The sequence below is a fragment of the Aristophania vespae genome (assembly GCF_009906835.1).
GTDB lineage: Bacteria > Pseudomonadota > Alphaproteobacteria > Acetobacterales > Acetobacteraceae > Aristophania > Aristophania vespae.
Genome location: NZ_CP047652.1, coordinates 779,860 through 793,163, shown reverse-complemented (window position 1 = coordinate 793,163; position 13,304 = coordinate 779,860). Strand labels below are relative to the sequence as shown.

Annotated in this window: 11 protein-coding genes and 1 tRNA gene; 2 read left to right on the top strand and 10 right to left on the bottom strand. The window is 41.7% G+C overall.

Translation table 11 applies throughout. The annotated features are described in order from the left end of the window. Window positions 1-50: 50 nt before the first annotated feature. A complete protein-coding gene (locus GT348_RS03530; protein ID WP_160618537.1) occupies window positions 51-380 on the top strand; it encodes an FtsB family cell division protein in 330 nt (109 codons plus the stop codon). Window positions 381-445: 65 nt separating this feature from the next. Here the strand turns inward: GT348_RS03530 and rpmG are convergent, their stop codons facing one another. The 5 genes from rpmG to GT348_RS03505 all read right to left on the bottom strand — a co-directional run bounded on the left by rpmG (window position 446) and on the right by GT348_RS03505 (window position 6,050). After that, window positions 446-613 carry a 50S ribosomal protein L33 gene (gene rpmG / locus GT348_RS03525; protein ID WP_160618536.1) on the bottom strand — a complete coding sequence of 56 codons (168 nt, stop codon included), beginning with the start codon at window positions 611-613 and terminating at the stop codon, window positions 446-448. 169 nt (window positions 614-782) lie between these two features. Further along, window positions 783-1,880, bottom strand: a complete 1,098-nt coding sequence (locus tag GT348_RS09165; protein WP_201740061.1) for a hypothetical protein — start codon at window positions 1,878-1,880, stop codon at window positions 783-785. 117 nt (window positions 1,881-1,997) lie between these two features. Beyond that, on the bottom strand, window positions 1,998-2,573 hold the full coding sequence (pgsA, locus tag GT348_RS03515) for a CDP-diacylglycerol--glycerol-3-phosphate 3-phosphatidyltransferase (RefSeq protein ID WP_160618535.1): 576 nt from the start codon (window positions 2,571-2,573) through the stop codon (window positions 1,998-2,000). 102 nt (window positions 2,574-2,675) lie between these two features. Further along, window positions 2,676-4,574, bottom strand: coding sequence for an excinuclease ABC subunit UvrC (uvrC, locus tag GT348_RS03510; RefSeq protein WP_160618534.1), 1,899 nt, complete (start codon window positions 4,572-4,574; stop codon window positions 2,676-2,678). Between the two features lie 432 nt (window positions 4,575-5,006). Continuing rightward, entirely contained in the window at window positions 5,007-6,050 is a 1,044-nt protein-coding gene (locus GT348_RS03505; protein ID WP_160618533.1) for a dipeptidase, read from the bottom strand. A 95-nt stretch (window positions 6,051-6,145) separates the two neighbouring features. Here GT348_RS03505 and xth point away from each other — a divergent pair, with 95 nt between their 5' ends. After that, window positions 6,146-6,940, top strand: coding sequence for an exodeoxyribonuclease III (gene xth, locus GT348_RS03500; protein ID WP_160618532.1), 795 nt, complete (start codon window positions 6,146-6,148; stop codon window positions 6,938-6,940). Window positions 6,941-6,999: 59 nt separating this feature from the next. On the opposite strand, the gene GT348_RS03495 is transcribed toward xth, so the two are convergent. The 5 genes from GT348_RS03495 to GT348_RS03475 all read right to left on the bottom strand — a co-directional run bounded on the left by GT348_RS03495 (window position 7,000) and on the right by GT348_RS03475 (window position 13,304). After that, complete coding sequence (locus GT348_RS03495) at window positions 7,000-7,704, bottom strand: response regulator transcription factor (protein WP_160618531.1); 705 nt, start codon at window positions 7,702-7,704, stop codon at window positions 7,000-7,002. A gap of 205 nt (window positions 7,705-7,909) precedes the next feature. Next, a complete protein-coding gene (locus GT348_RS03490; protein WP_160618530.1) occupies window positions 7,910-9,742 on the bottom strand; it encodes a cation:proton antiporter in 1,833 nt (610 codons plus the stop codon). 93 nt (window positions 9,743-9,835) lie between these two features. Further along, window positions 9,836-11,143, bottom strand: a complete 1,308-nt coding sequence (locus tag GT348_RS03485; RefSeq protein ID WP_160618529.1) for an RsmB/NOP family class I SAM-dependent RNA methyltransferase — start codon at window positions 11,141-11,143, stop codon at window positions 9,836-9,838. A gap of 46 nt (window positions 11,144-11,189) precedes the next feature. Continuing rightward, the gene (guaB, locus tag GT348_RS03480; RefSeq protein WP_160618528.1) at window positions 11,190-12,680 is read right to left on the bottom strand and encodes an IMP dehydrogenase; all 1,491 of its coding nucleotides are present in this window, start codon (window positions 12,678-12,680) and stop codon (window positions 11,190-11,192) included. A 550-nt stretch (window positions 12,681-13,230) separates the two neighbouring features. Beyond that, window positions 13,231-13,304 (bottom strand) — tRNA-Gln (locus GT348_RS03475).

Sequence of the window (13,304 nt, the reverse complement as noted above, 5' to 3'; positions counted from 1 at the left end):
ATCTTTTATGCTTTATAAAATAGCGCAGCATAAGAGAGAGTGAGCCGAGTATGAAAATGATTATTTTTATCAAACGGGCTTTTAGCGCTATTCTGCCCCCTTCGCTTTTTATTCTGATGACGGGTTATTTCATCTGGAATGCTCTTCATGGCAACCATGGGATAAAAGCTTACCAGACGCAATTAAAATTAGAGCACCAAGCTGAGCTAGCCCTGGAAGATGCTCATAAAGAGCAAAATATATGGAAAAGGCGCGTTACGGCCTTAAGCGAAAATGCACTTGATAAAGATTTGCTCGATGAACGCAGCCGTACAATGCTCAATATGAGCGAAAAAAACGATATTATCGTTCCTTATAGTGAACATGATAAGCTTTATTGAGAATAACAAACATAAAAAAAAAGCGGCCTAAAAAGGCCGCTTAAAAAACTCTTTCTTTAAAGAGATTATTTAATTTTCGCCTCACGGAAGAGAACGTGCTTACGTGCGACAGGATCGTATTTACGCACTTCTAACTTACCAGTAGCTGAACGTGCATTTTTCTTTGTGACATAAAAATAGCCCGTATCAGCAGATGAAACGAGACGGATTTTAATAACGTTTGTTTTAGCCATAATCACCCTCGGATTGCTGCAACATGATGGAATGCCGCCTGAACTCCCGAAGCAGCATAGTTTCCTCTTTGGGGCGAACAATGCAATCTTGTGCCTCTGAGGTCAAGTCTTTCTCTCAATAGAATAAACGTAATTCACAAAAAAATTAAAATTATTTCTTTTCTAACGTTTATTTCTTACGAATTTTTCTCGTTTTTCGCTTAATCACTTTTTTATGCCGCACATTATGCTGCGCTTTCACATGTTGAACCGCACTCTTTTTTCTTTTTCGAGGCAAAGATTTTTTGATATTTTTTGTGCGGACATGATTCTTATAAGAATATGTCTTACGTTTTAACACCTTTTTACGGGCCGCAGAGCGCGTTACTTTTTTGCGTCTAATGATCTTTTTGCGGGTTGCCGTTTTTCTATTTAACGTTTTGCGATTTGATTTCGCAGCTTTAGTAATTTTTTTTCTTGTAACTTTATGGCGGCTCACAGTCCTCTTTTTTACAGCCGCCCTATTAAGCTTTTTCCTTACAACCCTGCGGCGGCTCAAAGTCTTTTTTTTCGCAGCTCTGGTAATTTTTTTTCTTGTAGCTTTAGGATGACTGGAGATCTTTTTTTTTGCCCTACCAGCCTTTGCCTTTACAGTAGGTGCCACTCTTGGCTTAGCGGCTGAAGAACTAGGGGCTATACGGTGCTCTTGACTGGCCTTTGAGGCTGCCCGTTTCGCATTTTCAAGAGCTGTACTGGCATTGCCACGTACTACTTTGACAGAGCCGTCAGGAGCAACAAGCGTTGTAGTCCCATCACCATTAGGGATGGCCACTGTATCGCGATTAGGCCCCTTTAAATAAGCAGGCGCGTTATCAGGAACGCTAGATGGTAAAGGGGCTCCTATGGATGAACTACGTCTTTGTACTCCTGTCCGGGTACTGACTTCTTCACCTATAGATAAACTCTCTCCATCTTCAAATTGCTGTTGGTCTAAATCGTCATTAAGTGTTTTAAGAGAACGATGGAAAGACGCATTAAAGTGGCTATCTGGGTTACTAACATCTTGCAAGGTTGGCATCGGGTCAGGCTGACCAGGCCAAATATCGTCTGTTTCGGCAACTATGGGGCGCGCTATAACGCTATCTCCCCTGACACGGCGCATATTCTCGCTCTGACCTTTAGGCGCATTAGGATTACCAAACGGCCAAAAAGTGTCTTCTGTATGCTTAACGAAGCCGGAACATGCACTTAAAGTAAGCCATACCATACATGTGGCGACTTTCTTCATTCCTCTTCCTCTCGTTTAAGTCGCCTTTTGTAATAATCGTAATAAACGAACATAACGCTTAATTACAATATGTATAGACCAACAGCTTTATGTTTTATCAAAAAATAACGGTTTATATTATTGTACCGTTTTAAGACGTTTTGCTCCAGCCTTTAAATAACCCCAACCGCTCATAATAGTAGGCACAACCGCTATCCAAAGCAAAACTGCGCCTAACATAGAAGCTGGGAGCCAAGCAAGATGCAATCTTATTATTCCTTTTTCACCAATAATAAGAAAACCTAGAGCCAACATTTGCAAGCCTGTTTTCCACTTAGCCAGTCGCGTTGAGGGTATTTTATCTTGATGCGTCGCCATAAACTCGCGCAAACCACTAATAGCGATTTCTCTCAGCAATATAATAATAGCCGCATAAAGCGAAAAAAACTTCAGATGTCCTAGCCCCGCCAGCGCCACTAAAAGAGCCCCTACGAGTAATTTATCCGCAATTGGATCAAGCATGCGCCCCAACTCTGAAAGCTGGTTTCTTTTTCGCGCAATAGCCCCATCAAAATAATCAGTAACGCAAGCCAAAAAATAAACGATTAGAGCTAACACATCTGACAATCCAGTCTGCACCGCTAGCAAGACCACTAAAAGCGGAATACAGACTATACGAAAAAATGTCAGAATATTAGGAAGATTAAGCAGCATCCATTTACACCTAGTGGCTCAAATTAGGGCTCTCAAAATTAGCAACTTTAATAAGCTAGTGAAAGGCAACAAAGTTCTACCATAGATAATCTTTTTAATAACCTAAGATCGCCCAACTTCTGGATGAAAATATCCATAAATCACGCTAGCTGTTTCCTTATTGATACCAGGCACGCATCTCAGTTCCTCAATAGTGGCTTGTTTCACACCTTTAACAGATCCAAACCGGGCTAAAAGAGCTTTTTTTCGTACAGCACCTATACCTGGCACATCATCCAATTTTGAATGTATCAAAGCTTTAGAACGCCCTGCTCTATGAGTTGTAATCGCGAATCTGTGGGCTTCATCGCGAAGACGTTGCAGATAATAAAGAACTGGATCACGCTCTGGTAACTGAAAAGGCTCCTTACCTTGTACAAAAAACCATTCACGCCCCGCATTGCGGTCTACACCTTTTGCAATACCAACGAGAGGAATATCAGTGATGCCCAATGTCTCCAAGATTTCTTTCACTGCGCTAACCTGCCCTTTTCCGCCGTCAATAAGAAGTAAATCAGGTTTTTGAAGAGCACTATCGTTCTTATTACCTTCTGATTTCACAAGACGAGAAAAGCGCCGTGTCATGACTTCGCGCATCATGCCAAAATCATCGCCTGGTGCTACGGGTCCCTTAATGGAATATTTTCTATAAGAACGACGATCAAACCCTTCAGCACCGCCAACAATCATTACACCATAAGGTGCTTGTCCCATAATATGGGAGTTGTCGTAAACCTCTATACGCTGTGGTGGAGCTTCTAAATCAAATAATTCAGCTACTTTGGCAAGTAATTTAGCCTGACCCGTGCTTTCCGCCAATTTACGCTCAAGTGCTTCACGGGCATTTAAAATAGCATGATCAAGTACAGTCTTTTTTTCACCTTTTAAAGGAACATTTAATTGGACCTTGCTCCCTTTTTTTAAAGTCAAAGCTTCTTCAACCAATGATTTATCTGGCAGCTCAACATTCGTTAAAATGAGAGAGGTCGGCATTTTATTTTCATAAAACTGCATTATGAAGGCTGGCAACACATCCTCAGCACGTGCAGTTGCGTCATGAGATGGATAAAAAGCGCAGTTTCCGTTATTACGACCACCCCTAATAAAAAAGACCTGCACACAGCTCTGACCAGCTTCTTGCCATATTGCTATGACATCAGCTTCTTGAGTGTTTGTGGGATTTATCGCATTTGAAGCCCGAATAGATGTAAAACCTCTGATACGGTCCCGAATAAGAGCAGCTCTTTCAAAAGCCATATCTTCAGAAGCTTTTTCCATTTCCTGCGTTAATTTTTGCTGTAAGGCCTGCCCCCCTCCAGACAAAAACTCTCGTGCTTGTGTTACTAACTTGTCATATTCTGCACTGCTAATGCGATCGACGCATGGAGCTGAGCAACGTTTGATTTGATATAACAAGCAAGGCCTTGATCGCGAAGATAAAACACTATCAGAGCAAGTTCGCAGCAAAAAAGCACGTTGCAATAATTGGAGTGTTTGGTCCACTGCCCAAGCCGAAGCAAAAGGCCCCCAATATAGAGCACCTGGTATTGGTTTCCCTCTTTGTCTTAATAAACGCGGAAATTTATGGTCTTTTGTCAACATTAACCAAGGAAAGCTCTTATCGTCTCGCAACAAGATATTAAATCTTGGCTTCATCTTCTTAATATAATTTGCTTCTAGCAAAAGAGCTTCGGCTTCAGTCGTCGTTAACACAATTTCCATGGAAGCTGTGAGCGAAACCATGAGTTTTAAACGATCTGGTAACTGATTTAGACGCGTATAAGATGAAACACGCTTTTTTAAATTAAGCGCCTTGCCGACATAAAGAACATCCCCCTTTTCACCTAGCATGCGATACACACCAGGATTATCGGGAATTGTTTTTAATGCTTTCCGAATGGCTTTTACGCCAATCTCCTGCCCAGAATTCTGATTTTTTAAGTCGTTATCGTGTGATGACATTCCTTGGTCTCACTCATCCACTATTCTTGTGGAGAAGGCTGTGGATAGTTGCGGGGCAAACGCTCACAGACTAGGGTTTACCTCTAGTCTCATTAGATTGCACAAAATTTAGACAATTAATATAACTCATTGAAAAACAAGAATTCTTAAAAGAGATTTCTGATTAACCAAATAAAACTTTAAATTTTTGACCGATTCTTTCTGTCAACCCCACTTTTCAAAAAATAGTGGACAATTTATTCTTTTTTCTTTGCCAATTCTAAAGCTTTTATACCAGGGACTTTTTTCGTCACGACTCTGTAATTTTGTAGACACAAAAATTTCTAAAATAATTAATTAAAAAAGACACCAGCAATAAAATTATTACCGATATCAATAGTTGAAACTCCAAATAAAATTTGGAATTTCAACATGACATTACAACCCCCAAGATTATTTTTTTGCCGTTTGTGAATAAATTTCAGCCTGTTTTAATAAGCGCAACATATTTCCACCCCATAAAGCTCTAATTTCGCTATTATCAAAACCTGCTATCTCTAAAGCCTTGGTAACTTGCGCTGTTTGACTGGCATCAGACCACCCTTTTATCCCGCCACCTCCGTCAAAATCAGAAGATAGTCCAACGTGATCAATACCAATCAGGTCAACAGCATAACGAATATGAGCCATAAACTCGGCCAATGTAGCCCCACCGCCTCTTTTTAAAAAAGGGCTCATTGCCGTTATCTGAACAACTCCTCCGGCCTCAGCCAAAGCCTGTAACTGTTTATCATCTAAATTTCGCGGGTGATCACACAAAGCCTTTATAGATGAATGACTAGCTACGACAGGTACATCAGAATGAGAGACGGCCTGCATCATACTATCGCGTGAGGCATGAGAGATATCGACCACGATACCAGCCTGATTCATGCTTTTAATGGCTTCTTTCCCCAATTCAGAAAGACCACCATGCATTATGTTTTTATCATTTCCTTTAGGAATGGCCGAGTCGGCTAAAAGATTATGACCATTATGGGTGAGGGTTATATAACGAACGCCGTAAGCCTCACTCAAAATCTGAATATTTTCTATATTTTCACCGATAACATACCCATTTTCAATAACAGGTGTGATGGAGAAATATTTTTCATTAAAAGCCTGGTTAACATCATCAGCAGACAAACAAAGCTTAACTTTATAAGAAGAAGATGAAAGAGGAATTTCTTGGATCGTTTTTAACATCGCATTTACGCGCTTCCACGCTGCTTCATGCCCCTCTTTGGTTAAAGGGCCTTGAGGCGAGTAAGCAACAAGACATACGGCATCTAGCCCTCCTTCCTGCGCTTTAGGAAGCGTAAAACGTCGTTTTGTTTCGCTTTGCCATAAGCTAGAAAGATCATCTGGATCTGTTATCTTCCAGGCAGGAAGTCCCTCCGCGGTTTTTTCTGGCCAAGGAATATCTATATGCGTATCAAATGTAAGAATTTTAGACATTACGATCAGCAATCTTTCACTATCTCTCTAGAGTGGAAAAATTACCCTATCCTATTGGTCAGTATGAAGCGACTACTTAAAGGCACCTTTACATTATGAAAATTGCTACTTGGAATATCAATTCCTTAAGACTACGCCTTCCTCTTTTAAAAGAGCTTATTAATGAGACACAGGCCGATGTTATTTGCCTTCAAGAAACAAAGGTTCCTGATCCCTTATTTCCGTTTGAAGACATTATAAAGCTAGGTTACCCTCATTATTATTTTAAGGGCATGAAATCATATAATGGGGTAGCTATTATTTCAAAACATGAATTAATTCATGTCGCAGACACCCCCGATTGGTGCGGAAGGCTTGATTGCCGTCATATAGCCGCTCAATTAAAAACTGCTTCCGGCCCAATCACAATTCACAACTTTTATGTTCCTGCTGGTGGTGATATTCCAGATGCAGAAACCAACCCAAAATTTGCCCACAAACTTGCCTTTATAGAAGAAGCAACGGCCTGGTTTGAAAAGAACCAACCCAAAAGAAGTATTTTAGTCGGTGATTTAAACACCGCCCCTTTAGAGCATGATGTCTGGAGCCATAAACAGCTTTTAAAAGTTGTTTGCCACACACCTCCAGAAACAGAACGCCATAATCAATGGGAAAAGCAAGGCTTTCTTGACGCTATGCGTCTGATCTACCCAGAACCACAAAAATTATATACTTGGTGGTCTTATCGTAATCGCGATTGGAAAAAATCTAATCGAGGCAGAAGGCTGGATCATATATGGATTTCTAATGATCTTAAAGAAAACCTACAAGCTATAGAAATTTTAGCTCACGCCCGTGACTGGGCACCACCATCAGATCATGTGCCCGTAATCGCAGAACTCACTCTTTGATAAAGGCAAAAACGAAGTTCATTGCCACTTAACATTAAGGCGGCAATGAACTCTAAATATTAAGGTTCTATATTAAGTCTATAACCACCACCTTCTGTTATTAGAAGGTGTGCATGAGTACTAGGATCTTGCTCTATTTTTTGACGCAGGCGATAAATATGCGTCTCCAAAGTGTGGGTTGTTACGCCAGCATTATAACCCCAAACTTCATTTAAAAGGACTTGACGTACGACAGGCTGCTTTCCTGAACGATACAGAAATTTTAAAATTGCTGTTTCTTTTTCTGTTAGATGAATACGACGATTGGCAGCTTGGTCAATAAGTTGTTTTTGGGAAGGTCGAAATATATAGGGACCAATTTCAAAGACAACATCTTCGCTATTTTCAAAAATACGAAGTTGGGCTCTTAAACGCGCCATTAACTCTGCTGGGCGAAAAGGCTTGGCAATATAATCATTAGCCCCAGCGTCCAGGCCACGAATAACATCTTTTTCCTCATCAGAACCAGTAAGCATAATAACGGGCATTTTATGCCCTTTTTTTCTCAACTCACTGCAAAAATCACGACCATCACCATCTGGCAGTGTGACATCGAGCAAAACGGCATCGTAGCGCACATCTTTGACATCAAAGCACGATTGAGCTTCTTTCAAACTAGCAGCCTCGCTGACGTCAAAGTCGCCTCCCTCTTTAAGTTGTTCAGCCAATATGCGACGAAATATTTCATCGTCATCAACAACTAAAATTGGGCGCTGTCCTGCCATAAAAAAAACCCCGTTCTAAATATAAAAGTTTATGTGAGCACCAAGGTGTTTTCTCTCACTCAGTTTAAAACGTTATAAACGTAAGATTAGCTATTATATCCGCTATTTTCGACGATAATACATCTTTTTAACCTTTGAAGCGAGAATAATATGGTTTTTAAAAACAAAAGGGTGTGTTCATTTTTTGTTGATAATACTGCTTTTATTAACTTTGATCTTGAGGACTTACTTTTGCTTCTTCCTGTTCGACGGGTTGTAAACTTACAATATAGTCACCTTTCATAGATGTTGGCTGATCAATATCCTCAGCCGAACGAATGATGATCGCACTGCCACGTCTTACAAGCAGAATATCGTAGCGATTTTCATCTACACCAAATTCATACTCTTCGTCTTTTTCAATTTTTTTGGCTACAAACCGCCAGCCACGACTATAGAGCGTGTCAAAAAATGAATAACTCCAGGAAGGCTCACCTACAATTTTGCCACGAGCATCCCGCGAGACACCTCTATAATAATCTAACCGTGCAACACCAGGGCTGATTTGGTAAACTCTTTGCCGCCCCATATTAGGTGCCAAAAGACCACAAACCATGCCGTTATAAATATTATCACCCGTCATCGCGACAAGATAATCAGCTGGTCTTTCCTCTAAAGAGACTTGTCCATAAGTTGAGAGCAGTTCTGCTTTAAGGACAGGAATTCCTGCCTTGGCTGCCGCCATTAGGTCGGTCACATTATTATCTACGATCAGGACCGGAATTGACTCTTTATTGAGACAATCTGCCAAGTCAACAGTAATGCGATTAGCTCCCAAAAGCGCCAAAGCCGGCTCGTCTGAAAGTGTTAATTTTAAATAACGTGCAAATGGCCTTAGCGAAAAACCATGGCAAATCATAGTCACGGCGATTAGAGCAAAAACAGCCGGCATAATGAGTTCGCCAGATTTAAATCCGGCATCGGTTAACTGAATACCTATCGCACCAGCAACAGAGGCAGCTACAATCCCCCTTGGAGCAATCCAGCCAAGAAAAAGACGCTCTTGCCAAGACATATTTGTGCCTAATGTGGAAATAAAAATACCCACTGGCCGCACAACAAACAGCATGACTAAAGTTAATAATAAAATAGGCCAGGAGACACGCGCCAATACAGAACGTTGCAGATCAGACGTAAGAAGAATAAAAAGTACAGATACAATCAGCACAACAAGTGATTCTTTTGTTCGCCTGAGTTCATTTCCTCCTGGAATATGAAGATTAGTAACAGCCATACCAAATATTGTTACTGCTATAAGACCCGCACCATCCATTTCTATGGTGCAAAGCTGAAAAATAAGTAATGCAATCGTTAAAAGCGCGGGTACTTTCATGATTTCCGGCATTAAGTCCCGCGTAAAAAGGTAGCGTACTAAATAGGCTGGTATGATGCCCGCTGCTATAGCCTCTGCCCCAGCAACCAGCATATCGGGAACAGTTTGGGTGAAGAAAAAAGCCGTACCATTATCGGTTTTCAAAATAACAATTTGTAAAATGATAGCCGCTAAAATTGCACCAATAGGGTCGTTAATTATGGCTTCCCAGCGCAAAAAAGCAGCAATTCTTGGCTGTAATTTTGTATGACGCAACAAAGGCAAAACAACAGTAGGCCCTGTTACAACAACAATAGCCCCAAATAAAAAGGCCGTCCCCCAGTCAAAATGCGCAACGTAATGAGCTGCCAGGCTACCCAAGATCCAATTTATAGGCAGAGCGATCATTGTCAGGCGTAATATGCCCTCTCCCGCCTCTCTTAACTGACGGATATCAAGCGCCATGCCGCCTTCAAAAACAACAAGCGCTACAAGAAGAGAAATAATGGGACGAAACGTCCATCCTAACGTTACAGATGGATGAAGTATGCCAAATACGGGACCAAATAACAGACCTAAGGCAAAAAGAATCACAATGGCTGCTAAGCGAAATCGCCATGCAAGCCATTGTGCCAACATACCTGCACCGAAAGTTGTTGCTAAACCAAGCAGAACTTCATACTTCATTACAGCTCCATCCTCCGGATTCGGTACTAATTTGATGCTATTTTCTTCGTGATAAAACAGAGCATCTATTAAAATTACAAAGATAAAGCAAAATTATGCTTTTCTTTTAAAGACAGATACAAAAAAGCCGTCAGTTCCATTTTGAGCTGGGGTCAAAGAAAAACTTGCCTTTTGTTTCAAGCTCTCCGTTAACCAAGATGACATTTCTTCTGGTTGAGCTAATTCATACTGATCATTTTCAGTTAAAAACTGATCTCTCTGCTTATCATTTTCGGCAGATAATAATGAGCAGGTTGCATAAACTAATCGCCCACCGGGACGCACCAATTTTGATGCAATTTTTAATATCTTGGCCTGTTTTACCGTTAATTCTTTTAAATCCTGCTCTGAAAACCTTAAACGTGCATCAGGATTACGGCGCCATGTTCCTGTTCCTGAACAAGGAGCATCAACAAGCACAGTGTCAAAACTGGCCTCCCGGCGTTTAACCCATTTATCACCTTCAGCTAGTAAATGGCGTGTCACATTATGTACACCAGCGCGGCGCAATCTTTTAATTGCCCCTTCCAATCTTGGCTGAGACACATCGCAGGCAATCACCTGACCTTTATTTTCCATTGTCATAGCAAGAGCCAGTGTTTTACCTCCCGCTCCTGCGCAGTAATCAAGTACTCTCTGGCCCGGCTTAGCCTCTACAGCCGCTGCAATAAGTTGACTACCTTCATCCTGAATCTCAATTAATCCATCCTGAAATGCTCTGGATGACGTAATGGGATGGCGCCCTCTTAAACGTAATCCCCAAGGGGAGTATTGGGTTTCAGTCGCTTCAAAGCCCTCTTTTCTAAGTGAGATTTTTGCTTTTTCACGCGTTGTTTTTAAAAGATTAACACGTAAATCAAGTGTAGGAAGAGTGAGCAAGGCACTCATTTCTTCTTCTAATTTTTCACCAAAATCATCTTCGAAATAAGGCAAAACCCAATCGGGTAGCTCAAATTTCACCGCTTTAGGTTGCTTTACATCGCTAAGTGTCTTGCCAGAAAGCTCTTTTAAAATAGCCGTTTCACGCTCAGTCAAAGATTGAGGAGCATAACGATCACCCGAAAATAGCTCTCTAACGTCTCCCCATTCCTGCCCAGAAAAAATAAGCTGCGCGGCACATAATAATCTGGGTGAAATATCGCTGTTGCGTTCACCAGGAATAGCCCGCAAGTGCCAATGTAAACGCCTCCAGCCACGTAAAACGTCCCAGATTAACGTGGAAATAAAGCGGCGATCGCCGCCACCTATATAACGGCGATCACGAAAAAAATTATTAGCTGTAGCGTCAGCGGGGCGAAAGGGGGCGTTTTGAATCGCGCAAAGCAGATCAATCGCCCCAGAAAGTCGGGCAGCAGGGGTCATAATCCCTCGCCTACCCTGTTTAGTGCATTATGAAAAGAGGGAAGATTTAGTCAAAGTGATAATTTGGCGCCTCACGTGTGATTGTCACATCATGCACATGGCTTTCTCTCAAGCCCGCATTTGTGATTCTCCGGAACTGGACATTGGTTTGTAAGGCTTCAATATTGGCTGAACCTGTATAACCCATACCAGCGCGCAACCCGCCAACAAGCTGATGAATAACCGCTGCCATAACACCACGATAGGGAACTTGTCCCTCAATCCCCTCTGGGACTAATTTAAGGCTATCACTTACTTCAGCCTGGAAATAACGATCTGCCGAACCACGTGCCATGGCTCCTAACGACCCCATACCCCGATAGGCTTTATAAGTACGTCCCTGATGCAAGAAAGTTTCGCCAGGGCTTTCTTCACACCCAGCTAAAAGTGATCCGATCATAACGATATCTGCCCCAGCACCGATAGCTTTAACGATATCACCAGATGTTCGAATACCACCATCTGCAATGGCGGGTGTTTGTTTTTCGTGACAGGCAGCAGCCGTCTCCAGCACTGCTGAGAATTGCGGCACACCTACACCAGCAACAACACGAGTCGTACAAATTGATCCTGGGCCTATGCCAATTTTGACACAGTCAGCCCCTGCATCAATAAGGGCATGAGCGGCTTTAGGCGTTGCGACATTACCTGCGATGATCTGCACATTTTTATATAGATTTCTTAGATGAGAGACCGTTTTTAATACGCCCTGAGAATGACCATGAGCCGTATCAACAACTAAAACGTCAATACCTGCATTAACAAGCTCTTTTGCCCGTTTGAGACCATCATCACCTACTCCGATAGCCGCCGCACAAAGAAGCCGACCCTGCTCATCTTTAACAGCTAATGGGTGGGCAATGGCTTTATCCATGTCTTTCACTGTAATTAAACCAGTACAACGGCCCTGGTCATCAACAACAAGCAATTTTTCAATGCGATGTTTATGAAGTAGGTCTTTGACTTGCTCATGCGGGGCACCATGCTTCACTGTCACCAGATTATCATGCGTCATGAGATCACGAACGCGGATAGAGAGATCAGTAGCAAAACGCATATCGCGGTTGGTTAAAATACCAACTAGCCGTCCATCAGCCTCAACAACTGGCAAGCCCGAAATTCTATGATGAGCCATAATGGCATGAACATCGGCCAAGCTTTGATCAGGTCCAACAGTGACAGGATTAACCACCATGCCAGATTCAAATCTTTTAACACGACGAACTTGCTCAGCCTGTTCTTCGATAGAAAGATTTTTGTGAATAACCCCAAGGCCACCTTGCTGAGCCATAGCGATAGCCATAGCCTCTTCTGTAACCGTATCCATCGCAGAAGAAAGTAACGGTATATTGAGCTTGATTTTGCGGGTTAAATTCGTTGCAAGCGAGACTTGAGCAGGTAAAACAGAAGACGCAGCAGGTTCGACAAGAACATCATCAAAAGCTAATGCATCTCTGATACGACCATAAAGCGCGTTGTTATTTAAAAAACTACTCATAGACTGCCCCCGAACAATAAATACCTATAAATGCGGTATAACCGGGGGCCAATAAGCCGCGCCGGCCGTTGGCAAGACTACATAGCTTACATTCACCTCTTATGAAAAGAGAATTCCGCAAAACAGATTTTATTTTCTTTTAAAAAACTGCATTATGCGAAAAAAATTACAGTGGAAAAATGAAAAATCTTATTTTACTATATTATTTAGTTGTTTAATATTTACATTTGCAGTCTTTTTACGATTTAAGAGCTTACCTTAGTTTTTGATCGCTTAATTAAATCAGATCTACGTGCTCGCTCACGGTGCTATTAGATTCACTGCTATATTTTTTGGCTTAACTGCTAAAAATTGAACAACATCAAGCCTATTTTGAAAAAAAATCATTTCAAGTTTCGTAAGCTATTTTTTAAGCTTAAAATTAATCTACTCGTTTAAATCTGATTTACCCAGATGATTAAAAGACTTCCACCGCTCTTTATGCCTTTATAGGACAGCAAAATAAGCCCATGCAGTTTAAAGGGCTCTATAGAAGTTGTATTTTCTGGAATGGCTGGGAGACCTGGATTCGAACCAGGGCTGACCGGGTCAGAGCCGGTAGTTCTACCGCTAAACTATCTCCCA